Consider the following 19,323-nt stretch of genomic DNA (forward strand, 5'->3'; position numbering starts at 1 on the left):
AACTTGGTATTGGAAGATTAATTTGGAATCCGGCAAAACCTCAGTCCACAACGTGGCATCCCCTCCATCCGTACAGCCAGTGGTGTTGTGTTGCTGGGCTACTAGGGAAAGTTCATTGTAGTCCTGGATCAGGGTCGTTGGAATAGCAAACATGACGTTAGCCACCTGAGACTGCTTGCGGTTGAGAGGGACACTGGCCACACTGGTACCATTAATCCGCAAGGTCAGGTTAGAGCGATTTGCAATCAAGGCTGGTGAATGCTGGAAGCGGATTAAGGCTTTGGCGGTTTTTATATTCCAACCCCTCGGACGGGTAAAGCCCAGTCTTGCTTCCGAATAAACCCCCCGCATACGGAGGCGATTGCCTACAATCGGAGAGCGGTTAAATTGCAAGATGTACTCACTTAATGGGATATTCGGCGTAGAAGCAATTGGATTTGGGGTAGATTGGGGCTGTGAACGAGGTTGGGACTGGGAGCGGGGTTTGGTCCGTGGCTGAGGTCGGGCAGCTGGTCGAGGTCTGGTGGGAGCAACCCTTGCTGGCGCAGGATTAGAACGTCTTTGTCGTGGCGCTGCTGGAGCAGCTTTTGGTCTAGGTCGCGCCGCTGGCCGAGGTCGAGGTTTAGGTTTGTAGACTGGAGCCTTAGTGGGGGTTTTGGGTAAGCTGTACTTCTGGATGAACTGGTCTTCCTGTTTTCTGAGGTTACCGTCCCCTTGAGCTCTGGTTAGGGTAGTACCGATGCCGAGGGTTAATACCATGCTTGCACATAGCAGCAACAAGGATAATCTAGGACCTAGAGAAGGACGTCGTTGATGATTAGTCGTACGATCTTGGGCTTGGGAGCGGCGAAACAAGAATTTCATAATCTTAACAATAGAGAATACTAGGAGAATAGTAAGATCACCCTTAATTTATAAAGAAAAGTTGTATTGCTTAGGCTTAACTTTAACGATTTAGACCATTTTTGTCACCTGTATCACCTGATTGATCGGTATAGATTGATCGGTATAGTTATCGGTATAGTTATTGGTATGTTTAAACTATTCCCCTCCCTAACTGGGATTTAACAGGTTGCGGTCGATGGCTGTGGTAGGCAATAACCCTAACCAAGCTAAGTTTTGGGTATAGTAGGCCGATTGATCATCCCAAATGCCTTCCTGATATTGTGGTATTAGTTTCTGCTCTATCAATTCTCTAGCCATCGCTGGCTTAATTAAACGTAGGGCAGAATAAAGCATGGCATATTGGGAAGTTGCTTCGTAAGTCACCGTTGGTTTTCCCTGGATGTCAATCCTGGCGGGCAGCTTTGAAGAAGAACGCCACAGGGATTGCAAATGCTGGGTGGCAGTACCGAGATAGGAAAATGCTTCTGGGGTATTGAACCAAGCTGCATCCCAAGCAACTCTCCACCACACTCGGTAGGCATCAAAGCTATAAGAACTTTTGAGTGGACTGTCTGGTGGCAATGGCTGGAATTGACCAGTTTCGGTATCAAGGGCTATCCAATCGCTGGGTAAACCTACAGCAGAAACCTGAGAAGACTCTTTTAACACCTGGTAGCTACTATCCACCAAACTTAACCAGTCATGGTTGGGGTCAACTTGGGCAAAGAGACGAAAGGAGAAAGGAGCAAGATATGAGGGGTTGAGATATACAGTTGATGGAGAGGGCACAAAGGCTGCTACAGGTCCTGGCAGAAGATAGCGCTTTCCCCTGACCTCTTTGGTGGACAAGTTCCACAAATCTTCCAGCTTAGTCAAAGCTAAGTCTAGGTATTCCGGTCGATTCCAGCGACGAGAAGCGAGAATTAATGCTGTTGCTGCATCAATATCGGCATCGCTGGCAAAATTTCTGTCAATCGCACCCCAGTTACCGCTCTGATTACGACCCCACTTCCACACCCAAAGTTGGTCTTCGAGAGTACCATTGGTTCCTGAGCGTTTGAGATTGTTTTGAGACCATTCTAAGGTTAGGGCAAAGGTGGTGGGGTCATCGGCAATCACCGCTCGCAGCATCCCATAGGCTTGCCCTTCAGAGGTTGAGCGATCGCTTGCTTCGTAGTCGATGACTCGCCCGTCTTTTTGAATAAATTTCTCTTTGTATACAGTCCAACTTTCTGCTATAATAGCGCTTTCGTCTATAGGTAAAGCAGTCTGGGGAGCCTCTGGTTCAGGATACTCACGGTATACTGAAGGCGTTTTGCTTGGTGATGACTGGGGTGGTGAAGGGGTTGGAGATCGTCTTGACAATTGATGGGGAGCACAACCCCATAGACTCAACAACATAATGGTGAAAGTAACTATAGAAACCCTGAGGGTGCGACCCATAAATAAACCTTGACGGCTGTTGTATGACATCGTAAATTTGCGGCTCTTACATTTACTCCTCAAACATAGTTGGATACAAGCCTCTGGATTGATCCAACGTAGTCTTTTAAGGGAAGAAGTCTGAACCTAAGCCTAGCCTAAAAACATCAGAGTTCAGAATTATTCAATTCTGATATTGGCTTTAAATGTCTGGATTATTCATTTGTGATTATAAAACTGCCAATTTTTAAGTGTTCATTGCCATTTGGGATTTTCCCTTGCGATACCTTAATCCTTAATCCTTCATCCTTCATCCTTGACACTTCATCCTTTATACTTCATTTAGAATTTATTCTTTACACTTGACACTTCATCTAGACTTCATTTTTTATCCTTAATCAAAACGTTCCCAAGGCGGTTGGAAACCCCTGCGGAACAGAAATCCTTCTTGGATTTGCTGTCTCTGACGGGACAGGGTAGCAGTACTAGACCCTCGACTGAATTCCTCCAGTCGTAGCTGTTCCAACTGTTCTAGGGCTTTGACTTTAAAATCTTCTGTCTGATTTAGTCCAACTAAGGCGCGACGTACCCCGAAATCCAGGGGTTTGATCGCAAGACCCCTATAATAGAGTTGCTTGGCGGAGTCAAAGCGTCGTTGTTGGAAACGAACACCACCTAAAGCAGCAATAATCTCAGTGTTACTGGGTTCTGCGGTCAAAATCACCTGATAGGCGCGTTCTGCTATGTCTAACTGATCAATCGCTTCTGCCAATCGCCCCTGCAACAAGTATGTCTGAACGGAGTAGGGAGCTCGATTGACTAATTCAATCACCTGAGCTCTAGCTAATTCTGGACTACGCTGAGCAATAACCTGAATTAAACGGCGGTTTACTGGTATGTTGTCTGGTTCAGATTGCAGGAGCGAAATGTATAGGGGTTCTCGTGTGGGATTGGCAGGTAGAGCACCGACTAGAGCAAAGAGTTCTTGGGGCGGAAGCACATTGGGTTGTGTCTGCAACCAATAGTATACAAATGCCTCAGCTTGGGATTCTGGAATCAGATTCGCTTGATAGGCAATTGTAGCGCGTGCTAGCTGTAGGTTAACATCACTAGGATTGAGCGCCACTAGTTGGTCATAAACTGCCACAGCTTCCCCTGGTCTATCCTGTAGCAGAAGTATAGATGACAATCCTTGCAATGCTCCATTGAGAATATCCCGTTGTGGGTTGCTGGCAATCAAGGCTTGGTAACGCTGGCGGCTAGCAATCCAGTTACCCTCAAGACGTTCAATATCTGCCGCTAGCAACTGTACTACCAGATCGTTAGCTCCCTGGGGTGTGGCGGTATATGTAGCCAAAGCATTTCTAGCTGAGATCAAGTCATTGGCTTCAATGTAAAGTTGAGCCATCCGAAAGTACAAAAACGGGGCGTTAACCCCAGATGCCAGGATATTTTGGTAAATAGATAGAAATTCTGGCCCCGGCGGCTCGATCGGGATCAAGGCGTCTGCCACCGCTTGCAATTCCCTGGGTTCAGTAGGTAGGGGAATCAGTATGGTCGCTAGACGGTTGCTCAATTGAGCTTGAGAAATTAACCCGGTCTGACGTTCCAGACCCACGATCTTAATCATCAGACTACGGTTATCAGGCTCGAAGGCAAGCTGTTGTTGGTAAAGCTGCAATGCGGTTGCCCGTTCGCTGGGTATGCCTGTGAACACATCAGCTATCTCCCGAATTAAGTTAGGGTCATTAGGATTCTCTGCCAGTGCCTGGCGGTAGAGCATAGAGACTTGGGCTTCCAGGGCTGGATCTTGATTTTTATTGCGAATTTCATTTAGCGATCGCGCTAAGGGCAATGTGGCTTGAGAAAGACCTTGTAAAGGCTCTAATACAGCCAAGGCTTCAGAGATTTGTCCATTTTCAGCATAGGCTTGGGAGAGGGCGGCTCGGGTTTGGATGCCTAGGTCATCCAGCTGATCGATTAGGGCGAATCCCACTAACTCGTTTTCCAGAACCTGCACCGCCTGAGCCGCATTGCCAGTTTGCCTTAAGGATTGGGCATAAGCCAGCACAGCATAGCCACTAATCACATTCCCTGTCGCGAGGTATTGATTAAAGAGTTCCAGACCCCTTTGAGGGTTACCGTTGTAGGTGTAAACTTCTGCTGCCCCTATTAGCACATCTGGAGTAGGGTCCGTTTGCAGCACAATTTCATAGTCTGCGATCGCTTCACCAAATCGTTGCTGATAACCATACAGCAGAGCTCGCCTGCCACGAGCTTCTGTATCATTGGGATTAATATCGAGCAAGACCGTAAGGGCTTCAATTCCCTGAGCCTGCCATTCTTGTTTATAAGTCCCGAACAGACCTACTGCACTTAGGGCTAACTCATTGGTAGGGTCTTCAGCGAGCACCTGTTGATAGGCATCCCAGGCTTGGTCAATCAATCCCTGTCGGCGGTAGGCGATGGCTAGGCCAATCTTCGCATCAATGGATTGGGGATAACGCTGGACAGCTTGCTCAAACTCTTTAATTGCCTCCTCCACTCGTCCTTCCCTGAGCAGATTAAAGGCTTTGATAATCGGCACCGGAATAGTTTGGGCTTGAGCTGCCTCAAGGCAAAAGGCAAGAGGGAAAAGGGAAACAGTTAAGGGTAAGAGGTAAACGGTCAAGGGTAAGAGGTAAATGGGTAAATAATTTACCACACGGCGGCACGGATGGCAAGGTGAATCCAGTCCCTTTGCCTTTTGCCTCTGACCCGAGGATTCTCCGCTCTTTATCGGGGGTAAGCCTTTTCCCTTGTTCCTTTTGCCTTCCTCTAGAATCATGGAGTAAACCTACCTCTAGGAGTTACATCAAAATCGGTTTTCAATCGAAATCCGGCAAACGTTTCCTTGAAACTATTGCGTTGCTGAAGGCTAAAACCAAGCCGCACATTCGGTAAAAATTGGAAATCGTAGTATAGCTCTAACACATCTGGTACATCATCCCCATTTTCCTGGCGCAATTCCTCATTGGAGAGGTCCCGACCATAGGCTAATCCTACCCGGTCATTCTTAGAAAACAAATCCAAGAAGGTGATTCCGAAACTGAAGGTGTTTCCATCTTCATCCAAATCCCGGTTGCGGTAAATCCCATAGCGACCAAATATGCCCATATTCAGTTCAGGAATAAACACTTCGCCATTGACACCAAATGCTTCTTCATCATCATTCTTGTTGATGCCAAAGTCATCCCTTCCCCGTTCGATGGAGAAAATTTCCCGGAAGCCACTATTGGCACCACCATCCCTGCCTGAGGCATAGGTTCCTCGCACGATCACATTATCGTAACGCAGACCAATTTCTCCAGCCAAGCCATTGAGGTCAAATCGCTCCAGACTCTCAGCTGATGAAAACAGAGCGACTTTGCCTTCTATATTGTCTGTAACTGCCCAGTTAACCAATAAACCTGGACGAGATGCGATCGCAGTAGCACTCAAGGCTGGATTAGTTTGAAAAACTGGATTAAAGAAATGGCTTACCCCATCCTTGGCAAAACTATTCCGATCAAAGTAGGAGGTTAAATCCAACTGACCGACAGAAAAGCGCAGAGTGGGTAAGGTGCTAGCAGGAGCAGCCGTAAAGAACAACTGATTGATAGTTGCCCCTTCGTTAGGTGAGTCTACCAATTGGTCATTTTCGCTAGTCAGATCTAGGGTAGCTCCAAACAGGAATTGGGGCGTTAGCACATAGTTTCCGTCCAAGCGAGCTCTGGCTACTGAATTTTCCCCTTGAGTCACGAAACTACCCTGGAAACGCAATGATGCTGGGGTGAGAGCGGTAGTAGGCAGCAAGGGGCGACCGGTGGATTGGGCTGTTGGGGGAGAGGTTGGTCGATTCAGGTTTGAGTTAGGAGCCGGTGGCCAGGGTTGTAGTGCTGGTTGGAAGAAGGGTACTTGACCAAAGCCAGGGGTGTTGGGATTTGGCACCACTGGGATGGGAGTGACTTGCCCTGGTAGGGGTGGTTGGGGGGTGGCTGGGAAAGGAGATTGACCAAAGCCAGGGGTGTTGGGATTCGGCACCACTGGGATGGGAATGAATTGTCCTGGTACCTGACCTGGAGGGGTGGCTGGAAAAGGAGACTGGCTCAAGCCAGGGATGTTGGGATTGGGCATCATTGGTATCGCAATGACTTGCCCTGGTACCTGCCCTGGAATATTGTTCAAATACGGTAGCTGACCTAAGCCCAAGCCATAACTACTGCCCCCCATGGGAATGGGATTGATCGGGACTACTGGCCGGGGGGCTGGGGAACTTCTCAGATAGGGCAGCTGACCTAAACCCGAATTGTAAGGACTACCCCTCATGGGCATGGGATTGACTGGGGCTGGCAGAGGAGCGGGCATAGGTCTCGGGTAGGGCAACTGACCGAAGCCAGGGTTATAGGTAGTACCCCCCATCGGAATGGTATTGACTGGGGCTGGCAGGGGAGCCGGTGTAGTTCTCAAATAAGGTAGCTGACCCAAGCCAGGGTTATAGCTAGGGTTATAGCTATTTATCCCCTGGGGGGTAGACATGCCGAACCCTGCCGTTGGTATCAATATTACAGTTTGTGGTACGTAGGGCAATTGAGCAGGTAACCCATTATTCGTACCCATACTCGTTCCCAACGGCATCGTCCCAGTTACTCCTGGCATCATCGGCATCAATACTACCGTTTGTGGCACGTAAGGAAAATAGCCCCAATTCTGGTTAGGAGTATTGCTTACCAACGGCATCGAGTTAGGAAGTGCTGGCAATGGCGCTGGTGTTTTGGTTTGTGGGAAGACAGGCAGTTGTCCTACCGATTGGTTTTGGTAGTTATTCAGAAATAGGGGTGTGGCTGTTCCTTGCCCTAGCTGCTCGGGCAGGGTTGGTGGGGAAGGAGGTAGTTGCTTGAACTTGTTGGGCAGTTTACCAGCATTGGACGGAATTGGCCCTGTTGGTACTGGCAAAGGTTCGGTTTTTGCTTGGGAGGTTGTCTGCTGGTTCGAGCTAGAGTTGGGACTATTGGGAACTAACTTCGGAATTAGGGATGGCAGCAGCTGATTACAGGCTGTGTTGTTTTGACAGTTGCTCCAGTTAGCTGGAACTACTCCTTGCAAATCTAAACTCGAACTGCTGCCATAGGGCAACAGTTGGCTTAGCTTGAATTCCGTGAAAGTTAAGTCGATTTTCTCTAGGTTTAGCGTCGATGATGACACTAAAGGCTTTTGAGGTGATGGCGTTAACGCTAACTGGTCTACTTTAGTGTCAGCTTTAGTGTCAGCAGATTTCTTCTGGGTGACTAGCTTAGAGTTAGCTGCTTTGCTGTGTTTTAGTTCCGACGACTCTGGGACTGGTGAGCCTAGTTTCGAGGTAGCCTCAGGGTTAGGTCGATGAGAGACTTTAGTAGTTTTATTGAGCCGGGATGACTTTGGTAACCCATCCCTGTGTCCTGGTTTTAGCTCCAGTTTCCCTGGTTTTTGAGGCTGTTGAGATAACTCAGGGATTTCCGAACCCACCTTTTTGCTAGTGGTGAGGTTAGGTTGGCTAGTGGTGATGTTTAGGGAAGCCGACGTTTTGGCTTTTCCAAAGGGTGGCATTGCCCTAGCTCTAGACCTGGCATAGGGTGATCTGAACTTGGGTTTAGTTGATTGTCTTTGCTGGTGGTTACCTGTCGGCTGGGCTAGGGTAGTTCTGTTTTCTCTACCGTTTTCTCTACCGTTACTGCTTAGTAAAGCCGACTTTTTACCTTTGGGCCGTGCTGGAATAACTTTGGCTATCTCCTCTGGCTGGGGCTTAGCCGTCGGCTGGATTGGAGCAGCTACGGTTTTTTGGACGGTTTTTTGGGAGGCAGTCCTTGAGGTAGCTGAGCTTTGGGTTTTCAGCGGTGCAGAAACAGCTTTAGCTGTAGACTCCCGTTTGGCTAATTTTTGCTGCTGCAACCGAGATAATGGTAACTTCCTCCTGGTAGCATAAGAACTGGGCTGAGCAGATTCCTTGGTTTTCAGCAAGGTCGGGAGAGCCTCAGGGGTAGCCCTTGACTGGCGTGACCCTAACTTACGCTTAGCTACTGGTTTAGCTGATTCTTCAGTCTGGGGTAAGAAGTGTGGCGGCACAGCTGAATCCAGTTTCCTGGTGGAGTTGCTCCTTGGGGCAGAAGACCTTTGGGTCTTAATTGGCTCAGGGATTGTCTCCTGTTGACTTTCAAGCTTTCCTAGTGCTACAATACTTATTGGGGCTACTTCTTCACTTTCTTCACTAATGGATTGCTCTGAATCATTGCTCTGATTTGTCCGGAGCTGCTCTAAGAACTTAGTATGTTTAGATATAGCAGTTGCCTGGGCTGGTTCAATGGCACTGAAGGACAGCATCCAGACTACAACGAATGACCCAGTACTAAGCAGTTGCATCCATAGAAGGACATTCTTGACTATCCATCTCAGACATTGACTAGTTGTTTGATGGATTGTCTGGGTTTTTTGCCTAATCAATCCTTTCTGTAAACCCTGTCGCCGCTCTAGCAAAGGGCTTGGTTTTGGGCGACTCATACTACCTGCTCCATAAAACTTATACAAAACTTGCCTTAGCTAGTTAAAGCTGTTTACTTCCTGCTTCTTCCGGAACTGTCGGCAGCACTCCGTCCACAGGCAGACACCGTAGAGCCTACGGCGTTTCTCAAATTAATTGCTGCGTTTAAATCTCTGTCGAGACTTAACCCGCACTCAGGACAGTTATAAGTCCTGATGTTCAGTGGCATCTTTTGACGATGCCCACAGCTTGAACACAGTTGAGATGATGGGTAAAATCTGTCAACCATGACTAACTGTGAGCCATACCATTCACATTTGTATTCCAGCTGTCTCTTGAACTCGTAAAACCCTTGGTCAGCAATAGAGGCAGCTAGCCTATGATTAGCCATCATTCCAGATACATTTAAGTCTTCAATCACTACCGTGCCGTGGTTCTTAGCTAAATAAGTAGTGAGTTGGTTTAATGTATTTTTGCGGATATTAGCTACTTTTTGATGTTTCTTAGCTAGTCGATTTACTGCCTTGTACCAATTGTTTGAACCTTTAATTTTTCTAGATAGGTCACGCTGGCATCTGACTAGTTGCTTAAAAGCTTGACCATAGGGCAATGAACCTGGGAACACAATGCCAGTGCTGAGTACAGCTAATTCCTTGATTCCTAAATCCACCCCTACCACATCTTTTAATTTGGGGGTCGGTAATGCTTCGTGTTCATAATGAAAACTCACATACCAACCGTCAGCTTGCCTAGAAATAGTTATTTTCTTGGTGGTTATCTGTGGTAATGGCTCATAAGTTTTCACCCAACCTAACTTGGGTAACTTATGTCTTATGCCTGATAATTTAATCGACTTACCAGAGTTGTCAATCGTCAAACTGTCATTTCTCCCTTTCTTTTTGAATTTTGGATATCCTCCTAGCCCCTTGAAGAAACGTTTATAGGCAACGCCTAGGGAAATAAAAGCATATTGATAGACTTTAGAGGATAGTTGATTCATCCAAGGGTACTGGGGTTTGACATGGTTGGTAAAAAGCTTCCTCAGCTTACTTGCTGATGGTTTTAGACCTTCTGAGTAAGCTTGCTGCCATAAAGCCAGTCCCCAGTTATAAACCCACCTATAATAGCCAGCATGTTTAGCCATCAAAGTTTTTTGGTGATTATTCAGTTTTAGTTTGGTCTTGATAGCTTTGTGCATGTTTAATAACCCTTAGTGATGTTTTTCGTGTTTTTGTTGCCACTCCACTCTCATTGATATTTCCTGACGACCAGTTATGGTCACAATTTTATGGCACACCCATTTATAGATGATTTTGGCTCATATTTGTTTTAAAATGAACCAAAATTAGCTCATATCCCTTGGATTAACTGGACTATTAGTGATCTAAGCCAAAACTATCACCAAAATTACCATTACTAGAGTTTAGTGCTTAGCTCGATTTGTCGCCAACTACATCACTAAGGGTTACTGATTAGGTTTGCTGATAGTCAATGGTTGCTGGCATCCATAAAGCCATTAAACCATCAACACAGATATATAATCTCCCCCATAATAGTTGACAACCAAATCAGTTGCCTGACCTCCCCTTTTGGGGTAGTGCCGATTTTTTGGTAGGACTTTAACACTTGCCGATCACCTAGCCAATATTAATGGGGATTACTGGTCAGTTAACTCAATTTAGATGCTTGATGCCCCGTCACCAAGGGTGGGGGGTGCTGACTGGGGTTTTGTTCTTGTTCAACACCAACACTAGTCTTAACACAAAGTTGTTGGCAAATCCCAACAACTAGGATTTTTAGCTTTGGGGATGGGGTTTGGGTATTTAGCTAGTATTCACAAAATAACTGAGGGGTCTGACCCCTCAGTTATTCTAGTACAGGATTTCACTTATGGCAATTTACATATAAGTAAGGTAAACTTGCTATCACAAAAATTCTAAAGGTACGCTCTTACCATTAAGAATTAAATTCGCTACAGGTGCGCTTTCCGTGATGGCGAACGCGCCCCGCGTGACCTACGGTCAAGGGATTGCTCGCCATCACGGGTCGCACCTCCGGGTCGCACCTAAAAGATGCCCCTAATTCCTTGATCAAAGCGCTCCAGGAAAGTCCTCTTCCCTAGAGCAGGAAGTAACAACACAACTTGATTGTCCCCAGTCAGAGGTTTGTCGGGAAGTTTTAAACCTAAAGTTGGTTTTAAACCTAAAGTTGTCAGATAATCAGATAAAGTGAATCAGCTGCTCTGACAACTTTAGGTTGACAATCAATCCTCGTATGAGGAGGGGATAGAGTTCAACGACCAATTCCCAAATAGGAGAAACCAGCACGTTCTAGCTGGGTCCGATCTAGGCAGTTGCGACCATCAATGATCACCGGATAGTTCATCAGCTCGGCCATTTTACCATAGTCGAGCTTCTGGAACTGATCCCAATCTGTAACTAAAACTAAAGCATCACAGCTATCAGCCAACCGTTCTGGATCGGTTTCGACAATCACGTTAGATAGACCATGACGCATGCCAGTTTGGGAAATAATTGGGTCATAGGCTTTGACCTTGGCTCCGAGTCGGTTTAGTTCTTCCACCAGATTTAGAGCAGGAGCATCCCGCATATCATCAGTATTGGGCTTAAAGGTCAAACCCAACAGTCCCACTGTTTTACCTTTGAGGATTTTCAGCTCTTTCTGGAGTTTTTCAAGGGCAAGTAGACGTTGGCGTTTGTTGACACTGACAGTGGCTGTCAGCAAATCTGCTTCATAGCCGTAATCTTCAGCGGTATGGAGTAGTGCTAAGACATCTTTGGGGAAGCAAGAACCACCCCAGCCAATTCCTGCTTGTAAAAACTTGTTGCCAATCCGGGAATCTAAACCAATTCCTTGGGCAACTTGGGTAACATCAGCACCTACGCGATCGCAAATATTGGCAATTTCATTAATAAAGCTAATTTTAGTAGCCAAAAAGGCATTAGCCGCATATTTAATCATCTCAGCTGAGCTGAGGTCTGTAGCTAGTACAGGAACTGGGGGAAGGGATTTGTCTTCGGCAAACTGGCGTTCAACAATTGGTTGATACAGTTCCTTCATCATTGCGATCGCTTGTTCGCTATTGCCTCCTAGGACAATACGGTCTGGATTAAAGGTATCGTAAACTGCTGAGCCTTCTCGGAGAAACTCTGGATTACTGACCACATCAAAATCCGCCGTAATGTCTTCTGCTGGTTCAGTTTCAGCTTTACCTCCTGCAGTTACCAAAGATTTCTGGCGTTCAGCTACCCCATCTAGGACAATCATCCTCACCCAATCTCCAGAACCAATGGGTACCGTTGATTTGTTGACAATTACTTTGTAACCATCCTTGAGATGGGTTCCAATCCCTCTGGCAACAGCTTCCACATAACGAGTGTCACTTTCTCCAGTAGGTAGGGGGGGAGTTCCCACTGCAATGAATAAAATTTCCCCATGGTCTACCCCAGCCGCCAAATCTGTGGTAAACTCAATTCTACCTGCATTAGCTGACTCTTGCATTATTTCCGACAGTCCCGGTTCGTAAATGGGGGACTGTCCAGATTTCATCAGCTTAACTTTTTCTTCGTTGTTGTCTACACAGATTACATGATGACCGATATGGGCTAAGCAAGCGCCAGTTACTAAGCCCACATATCCTGTACCAATTACACAAACGCGCATGGACCTATGCCTCAATTAATATAAACTTCAATCGTTAGTAAACGTTAGGAAAGTCTCACGGTTGGAGCCAAAGATAGTATTGGCACCCTGACCTGAGGTTGATTGATTTAATTAAATCTGATTGTTTTACTCTTGAGCAGTTAAACGCTTACGGAAATCGGATACTGTCAAATCTAACCCTTCTGACAAAGGAATAGTAGGTTCCCACCCTAGTAAGGTTTTAGCTTTACTAATGTCTGGTTGGCGACGTCGGGGGTCATCCTGAGGTAGAGGCTTAAAGATAATTTCTGTATCAGGATTGACCATTTTTTGAATCGCCTGAGCGAGTTCTAAGATAGTGTATTCTCCAGGATTCCCGAGATTAATCGGTCCGGTATGGTCATTATTCATAAGTCGCATTAGTCCTTCTACTAAGTCGGAGACATAGCAGAAACTGCGGGTCTGTGAACCATCACCATAAACGGTTAAGGGTTCCCCCTTCAGAGCTTGCACCACAAAATTGCTAACGACTCGCCCATCATTTTCCAGCATTCGAGGACCGTAGGTGTTAAAAATGCGGGCTACACGAATGTCTACACCATTCTGTCGATGGTAGTCAAATGCGAGGGTTTCTGCCACTCGCTTGCCTTCATCGTAACAACTGCGAATCCCAATGGGATTGACATTACCCCGATAATCTTCTGACTGGGGATGGACATCCGGATCCCCATATACCTCAGACGTGGAGGCTAATAAGAATCTCGCCTTCACCCGTTTGGCTAACCCTAACATGTATAGGGTACCCATGACATTGGTTTTGATAGTCTTGACGGGATTGTATTGGTAGTGAACTGGGGATGCTGGACAAGCGAGGTGGTATATTTGATCAACTTCTAACCGAATTGGCTCAGTGATGTCGTGACGGAGCAACTCAAAGTAGGGGTGTGACAGCCATTTGAGGATATTCCGTTTGTGGCCAGTATAGAAGTTATCCAGACAAATAACTTCATGACCTTCTGCCATCAAACGATCAATTAGATGGGAGCCGATAAAACCAGCCCCACCAGTAACTAGGATTCTCATGCCACTGAACTTTTGTGATGTGAAATCAATCCTAAACTAACCTCTGAATTTAACAGTGTCCAGTTAGACAATTTTTACTTAATTTATGGCAAAAAGTCCGGATATATATCTCTCCATATAGTTTTTTACCTACCTTGAAAACCAATTCCGTAATTCCCGAAGGTGATCATCGAATTCTCTTGGCTGACTGGTTGAAAATTACGCTAGTTGGTAGTAAGCATTCCGAGATTAGTACTAGGCTTTCAGGTCTGGACTTTTAATCACTGAATCCCCCCTCTAACCTTGGTCAAGACGTAAGACTGCCATAAACGCTTCCTGGGGAACATCAACAGTGCCTACAGCCTTCATCCGCTTTTTACCTTTTGCCTGCTTTTGGAGAAGTTTTTTCTTCCGGGAAATGTCACCACCGTAGCATTTAGCCAATACATCTTTTCTCAAAGCCGGAATATGTTCACTAGCAATGACTCGACTACCAATAGCGGCTTGAAGAGGAATTTTAAATTGGTGCCGGGGAATGAGTTCCTTGAGTTTTTCCACTAAGGTACGACCCACATAGTAAGCTTTGTCTCGGTGAACAATTACTGCCAGGGAGTCTACAGGCTCCGCATTAATCAGTAGATCCAGCTTGACTAAGGGATTATCTCGGTAACCAATGAGCTGGTACTCCATACTGGCATAACCCCGAGAGCGAGACTTCATTTGATCAAAAAAGTCAGTAACCACTTCTGCTAGGGGTAATTCATAAATTAAAGTAGTCCGTCCTTGGGCAAGATAAGTCATATCCTTAAAATCCCCACGGCGGCTTTGACAGAGTTCCATCAGAGTCCCAACATAGGTTTCTGGAGTAATCATTTCTACCCGGACATAGGGTTCGGCAATTTTTTCCCGTTCTTGGGGGGATGGCAGAGTACTCGGATTATCAATTTCAAGGACTTCTCCCTGATTGGTAGTCACTTGATAGACCACTGAAGGGGCGGTGGTGATTAGCTCCAAATCATATTCCCTTTCCAGGCGCTCTTGAACAATTTCCATGTGCAGCAAGCCTAAGAAACCACAGCGGAAGCCAAATCCCATGGCAGAGGAAGTTTCTGGTTCGTAGTTCAGGGCAGCATCATTGAGTTTGAGCTTATCTAATGCTTCCTTTAAATCCTTGTACTGGTCAGCATCAGTGGGAAACAAGCCACAAAAAACCATCGGTTTGGCTTCAGTGTATCCCGGTAAAGGGTCAATAGCTGCTGCTTTTGCTAAAGTAATGGTGTCACCCACACGGGCATCGGCTACCGCCTTAATGGCAGCAGCTAGGTAACCAACTTCACCAGCGTGGAGTTCATCGACTTGGACTTGGTTAGGGGAAAGCACCCCTAGCTCATCAATTTCGTACTCCTTGCCAGATGCCATCAAGCGAATGCGATCGCCTTTTTTTAGAGTGCCATCGACCACTCTAAAATAAACGATTACGCCACGATAAGCATCATAGTAACTGTCAAAAATCAACGCCCTTAGGGGTTGGTCTACAGTATCGATTGGAGGTGGAATTAGATGTACAATAGATTCCAGGATTTCTTGTATGCCGATACCTTCCTTGGCTGATGCTCGAATCGCTTGGCTACAATCAAGACCAATGATATCTTCGATTTCGGTACTTACCCTTTCCGGTTCAGCTCCAGGCAAGTCTATTTTATTTAGAACTGGAATAATTTCTAGATCGTGTTCAAGGGCTAGGTAAACATTTGCTAGAGTTTGAGCCTCTACACCCTGGGATGCATCGACTACCAACAGTGCTCCTTCACAAGCCACTAGTGAGCGGGACACTTCATAGGAGAAATCCACATGACCGGGAGTGTCAATTAAATTGAGAACGTACTGGTGACCATCGCTAGCTGTATAGTTCATCCGAGCTGCTTGCAGCTTAATCGTAATTCCCCGCTCCCGTTCCAAATCCATATTGTCCAGGAACTGTTCTTTCATCTGGCGGTCGCTTACGGTACCAGTAGCTTGCAGTAGGCGATCAGCTAAGGTCGATTTCCCATGATCAATGTGGGCGATAATCGAAAAATTACGAATATGAGAGACAGGGGCATCAGTCATAAGCTATTGGTATAAACCCAGTCAATAACTGGTCTATTGAGTTCATGCTTCACTTAATGTATTTTAATGTTTTCCGTCAGAGGTAAGGGTACTATCCCTGGAATGGTTATAACTGACCCAGCGTAATTGTCAGTTATCGTAAAGTTATATTAGTAGTGTTATTAGCCCATTGATTATGAATGATCATGCCTTACATCAAGAGGGTTTGCTTGAAAACCACCTTGAGTCTACCAAAGCTACTAACGTAGCGCTATCACGTTCAGCTGACAAAGAAGAAATTTCTATTCATTTGGATACGGAACTCTTGGATCAAATCAAACACTTGACTAATGATCCGAGTAAAGTAATAGAAACGGCAATTCGTCAATGGCTCAGGGGTGAAAGGGGAACAGATCAGGAATTAGCCCGTACCTTTGACCGAAATCCGCCCCTGCCGCCCCGAGGTGAGTGGAACGATTGATAGACAAGAGGTAAAGGCATCTAGGTTGAGACGTTGCCATTGGCTCGTGCGTTAGGGTTGGGTGGTTGCATTTACTTGTTGAAACGGGAACTGAGGCTCCCGGTGTTGCTTGTAGTTTCCAGGTTTCTTTTAATGGCTGCACCTGTGAATTTTCAATGTTTTCAAACTGGATATATAAATAGGCAATCCGCTAGTGCACAAGGTGATTCTAACTTTTTGCAGGGTTTAGGGTGTGAGCTGGTGTATACTCAAGAGGCATCGGGTAAATGCCTTTCTTTTTACTGGCAAGCTGCTGAGCAATATGGTCTGAGTTTCACACAAGTGGTGGGACTTCCCCTAGAAGATGCATTCTGCCCGACTGAAGCCGAAGCCTACCAAGAGAGGCTTCAGAGAATTTTGAGCCAGCGAACCCCTGAACGTTGTCTTCAATCGTTTTGTTACCAGGACAGATCCTTTGCCTTTGAGTTGGTGATTAGTCCTATTTTGCCAGCGGATGGCGAAGCAACAACCGTTCTAGTTATGGGTCACTTGTTGCCGGAATCATCAACATTGGAATGCCGGGAATCTCCTACAAGCCTAAGTGTAGACCCCCATCAAAAATTACTCACCAAAATTTCCGGGCAGATTCGTCGTACTCTCGATCTAGATACCATTTGGCAACAAACTGCCAAAAGTCTAGGGGAGGCACTCCAGGTAAGCCGTTGCCTCGTCTGCTATTACAAACCAGACGCACGGGTAACCAAGGTGCAGGCAGAATATTGCCAACAGCCCTTGCGGTCAATGGCGAAACAACTGCTACCCTTAGATTCTGAGCCTTACCTCGAACAATCCCTCACTAGTCAGGAGCCAGTGCTGGTCGAACACATTGTTCCCGGTGAATGGGAACAGTTGTCTGTGTTGGTGGTTTCAACCTCCTATAAAGATCAACCCAATGGTTTGATTTGGCTACAGCAGTGTGACCATCGCCGTCAATGGAGTGCCGCAGAAATAAAGTTAGTGGGAGAATTGGCTGAACAAGTCGGCACAGCGATCGCTCATGGCACCCTTTACAAGGAGCTAGAAATAGCTAGTGAAAGGGCTGAAGAAGCGTCTCGCCACAAAAGTGATTTTCTGGCTAATACTTCCCATGAGTTACGCACCCCTCTCAATGGCATGATTGGGTTTCTCAAGTTGGTTCTTGATGGCATGGCAGACGATCCACAGGAGCAACGGGATTTTATCCAAGAAGCCTACAATTCTGCATTGCATCTGCTAAATATTATTAATGATATCCTCGATATTGCCAAGATTGAAGCGGGGAAAATGGAGCTAGAACTGGCTCCAGTAGAATTAGAGTCTCTGTTTAGAAAAGTTGAGGACTTTACGGCCAATCAAGCTGAGCTCAAAAACCTCAGCCTCAGAATTGAAATGCCTGATGTCTATGATGGCATTGTTATGTATGGTAACTATCAAAGGCTGCTACAGGTGATGTTAAACCTAGTGGGCAATGCCATTAAGTTTACTGATGAAGGTGGGGTGACTGTTAGTGCTGAGGTGATCCGAAAGAAGATAACTTTCAAAGGTACGGAATTCCCAGGATTGGTTAAAGTTCGAGTTGCCGATACTGGCATCGGTGTTTCCCTAGACCAGCAAGACCGGCTGTTTCAAACATTTACCCAAGTCGATGGTTCCCGAACTCGCCAATATGGCGGCACGGGTTTAGGTCTAGTCATATCCCAAAAGCTGATTGAAACCATGGGGGGTGTGGTCAATTTTTTCAGTATGGGGGAAAATTTAGGGTCAACAGTTACCTTCACTGTACCTCTTTATCAAGTTCCTGTGATGGTTTCCAATCAACCAACTGATATCGATTAACCATCCATCCTTGACGTTACCCTTACAATCACCACCCCCAGTAACTTTGGCATGATCAAGGGGTGATAGCTGGTAAGCTTAGCATTGGCTTAGGGGGTTAGCTTAAGGCTGGCAAGCTTAAGCGATATCCTCTGCTGGAGAATTAGATCAAATCTGGTTAAATAACCATACTTCCTGCTGACGATAACAGGGAGAGCAGCTGTCAGAACTATGGAATTAAAATAAAGTCAGCTGATCCTGTTAATCGTTAATAGTTTATTATTTAGAAAACCTAACGGTAAGATTAGCAAACTTTTTATGGAAAATTTCAACTAAACTTACCTATACTTATTCCAAATCATGATAAATTTGGGAGTAATGGTTAAAAATGATTTTTAGCTTAAAGTTAGCTTAAACTCCCTCACCCAATTTAAAGATTCTATATCAAGCAGTAATGCTATAATAACCAGCGTCAGAGATTAGTGAATGAGTAGTCTTTGGATAAACTATCGGTTGACTTAGCAAGACTATGATCGAAAACGCAACAGCTCGTGAAGTATTCCAGGCGGCTTACGAAAACCGCTACACCTGGGACGACAATTTTCCTGGTTACAAAGCTGACCTCGAAATTAAGCAAGGTGATGAAGTATACACTGGTCAAGTTCGCATTAATGGTGATCACAGTGTTGAAGTCAGTGGGTTTGATGATGAAAAGGTCAAAGAAAGTGTCTATAACCAGATGCGGGATATTGTGACCCACCGCAAGCGGTCATCTTTTGAAAAAGCCCATGGTAAAAACCAATTTAGCTTTGGTGAAAATGATTCTACTGGTGCAGTAGAAATTTTTGTCAAGGGTGATGCTATGGGCTCTAACTATAAAGTCCGAGGAAGGGAAATTTGTCATGTCAGTCGGGTTATGGGTCCGATGGCTTTTACAATTAATACCAACGATAGCCTAGATACAGGAGAAGGGTATATTTCCTCAGGCTACAATGCCATTTTTCGCAATGCCAAAACGGGTGATTTGATGGCTAAACGAGAGTTTGAGGACAGGTTCGATAAAGTTGGTGATTATTATATTATGACTCGTCAAGTGGTTTATGCCATTGAGGAAAAAGGGCGGACAGCTACTGAATTCAACTTTTCTAATATCAGGTTACTCGAACCAGCTATGGTTTAAGCTATGGTTTTAAGCATTCAGCTCATGCGCTACGCGCACGCGTGCGCGTTGGGTGCATCCCGATTTTGCAGTGAGCATAAATACTCAAGTTCGGTTTTGAGCAATCAGAGCTAAGCTTTGAGAAGTTGACCTATAATCAGGTGAGTTCTGCGAATGGATGCTGACAAACATGCCCAA

The 19,323-nt window shown here is 45.8% G+C and carries 11 protein-coding genes; 3 read left to right on the forward strand and 8 right to left on the reverse strand.

Annotated features, from left to right (window positions below; genetic code table 11):
• The 8 genes from F6K51_RS29770 to lepA form a co-directional block, all read right to left on the reverse strand.
• On the reverse strand, positions 1 to 864 hold an 864-nt coding region (locus F6K51_RS29770), incomplete at its 3' end, for a cellulose biosynthesis cyclic di-GMP-binding regulatory protein BcsB (RefSeq protein WP_293027113.1).
• A gap of 189 nt (positions 865 to 1,053) precedes the next feature.
• Positions 1,054 to 2,358 carry a glycosyl hydrolase family 8 gene (locus F6K51_RS29775; RefSeq protein ID WP_293027117.1) on the reverse strand — a complete coding sequence of 435 codons (1,305 nt, stop codon included), beginning with the start codon at positions 2,356 to 2,358 and terminating at the stop codon, positions 1,054 to 1,056.
• A 343-nt stretch (positions 2,359 to 2,701) separates the two neighbouring features.
• Positions 2,702 to 5,134 carry a tetratricopeptide repeat protein gene (locus F6K51_RS29780; protein WP_293027121.1) on the reverse strand — a complete coding sequence of 811 codons (2,433 nt, stop codon included), beginning with the start codon at positions 5,132 to 5,134 and terminating at the stop codon, positions 2,702 to 2,704.
• A complete protein-coding gene (locus F6K51_RS29785) occupies positions 5,131 to 8,859 on the reverse strand; it encodes a hypothetical protein (protein WP_293027126.1) in 3,729 nt (1,242 codons plus the stop codon). The genes F6K51_RS29780 and F6K51_RS29785 overlap by 4 nt, the downstream gene beginning before the upstream one ends.
• Before the next feature lie 53 nt (positions 8,860 to 8,912).
• Positions 8,913 to 10,037: an RNA-guided endonuclease TnpB family protein gene (locus tag F6K51_RS29790; protein ID WP_293027131.1), complete on the reverse strand. Its 1,125-nt coding sequence runs from the start codon at positions 10,035 to 10,037 to the stop codon at positions 8,913 to 8,915.
• 1,094 nt (positions 10,038 to 11,131) lie between these two features.
• Positions 11,132 to 12,523 carry a UDP-glucose/GDP-mannose dehydrogenase family protein gene (locus F6K51_RS29795; protein ID WP_293027134.1) on the reverse strand — a complete coding sequence of 464 codons (1,392 nt, stop codon included), beginning with the start codon at positions 12,521 to 12,523 and terminating at the stop codon, positions 11,132 to 11,134.
• Between the two features lie 126 nt (positions 12,524 to 12,649).
• The gene (locus F6K51_RS29800; protein WP_293027137.1) at positions 12,650 to 13,585 is read right to left on the reverse strand and encodes a UDP-glucuronic acid decarboxylase family protein; all 936 of its coding nucleotides are present in this window, start codon (positions 13,583 to 13,585) and stop codon (positions 12,650 to 12,652) included.
• A 276-nt stretch (positions 13,586 to 13,861) separates the two neighbouring features.
• Positions 13,862 to 15,673, reverse strand: a complete 1,812-nt coding sequence (lepA, locus tag F6K51_RS29805; RefSeq protein WP_293027142.1) for a translation elongation factor 4 — start codon at positions 15,671 to 15,673, stop codon at positions 13,862 to 13,864.
• Positions 15,674 to 15,848: 175 nt separating this feature from the next.
• Here lepA and F6K51_RS29810 point away from each other — a divergent pair, with 175 nt between their 5' ends.
• The 3 genes from F6K51_RS29810 to F6K51_RS29820 all read left to right on the forward strand — a co-directional run bounded on the left by F6K51_RS29810 (position 15,849) and on the right by F6K51_RS29820 (position 19,146).
• Positions 15,849 to 16,133, forward strand: coding sequence for a hypothetical protein (locus F6K51_RS29810; protein WP_293027147.1), 285 nt, complete (start codon positions 15,849 to 15,851; stop codon positions 16,131 to 16,133).
• A gap of 132 nt (positions 16,134 to 16,265) precedes the next feature.
• Positions 16,266 to 17,987: an ATP-binding protein gene (locus F6K51_RS29815; protein WP_293027151.1), complete on the forward strand. Its 1,722-nt coding sequence runs from the start codon at positions 16,266 to 16,268 to the stop codon at positions 17,985 to 17,987.
• A gap of 508 nt (positions 17,988 to 18,495) precedes the next feature.
• Positions 18,496 to 19,146, forward strand: a complete 651-nt coding sequence (locus F6K51_RS29820) for a DUF3386 domain-containing protein (RefSeq protein WP_293027154.1) — start codon at positions 18,496 to 18,498, stop codon at positions 19,144 to 19,146.
• The last annotated feature ends 177 nt before the right edge of the window (positions 19,147 to 19,323 follow it).

Origin of the sequence: Moorena sp. SIO3I8, from assembly GCF_010692325.1 — a bacterium.
Lineage (GTDB): Bacteria > Cyanobacteriota > Cyanobacteriia > Cyanobacteriales > Coleofasciculaceae > Moorena.

Bases quoted from the DNA above. Each gene is read 5' to 3' on its own strand.
- F6K51_RS29820 (WP_293027154.1), top strand. From the start codon at position 18,496: ATGATCGAAAACGCAACAGCTCGTGAAGTATTCCAGGCGGCTTACGAA.
- F6K51_RS29815 (WP_293027151.1), top strand. From the start codon at position 16,266: ATGGCTGCACCTGTGAATTTTCAATGTTTTCAAACTGGATATATAAAT.
- F6K51_RS29790 (WP_293027131.1), bottom strand. From the start codon at position 10,037: ATGCACAAAGCTATCAAGACCAAACTAAAACTGAATAATCACCAAAAA.
- F6K51_RS29795 (WP_293027134.1), bottom strand. From the start codon at position 12,523: ATGCGCGTTTGTGTAATTGGTACAGGATATGTGGGCTTAGTAACTGGC.
- F6K51_RS29785 (WP_293027126.1), bottom strand. From the start codon at position 8,859: ATGAGTCGCCCAAAACCAAGCCCTTTGCTAGAGCGGCGACAGGGTTTA.
- lepA (WP_293027142.1), bottom strand. From the start codon at position 15,673: ATGACTGATGCCCCTGTCTCTCATATTCGTAATTTTTCGATTATCGCC.
- F6K51_RS29800 (WP_293027137.1), bottom strand. From the start codon at position 13,585: ATGAGAATCCTAGTTACTGGTGGGGCTGGTTTTATCGGCTCCCATCTA.
- F6K51_RS29810 (WP_293027147.1), top strand. From the start codon at position 15,849: ATGAATGATCATGCCTTACATCAAGAGGGTTTGCTTGAAAACCACCTT.
- F6K51_RS29780 (WP_293027121.1), bottom strand. From the start codon at position 5,134: ATGATTCTAGAGGAAGGCAAAAGGAACAAGGGAAAAGGCTTACCCCCG.
- F6K51_RS29775 (WP_293027117.1), bottom strand. From the start codon at position 2,358: ATGTCATACAACAGCCGTCAAGGTTTATTTATGGGTCGCACCCTCAGG.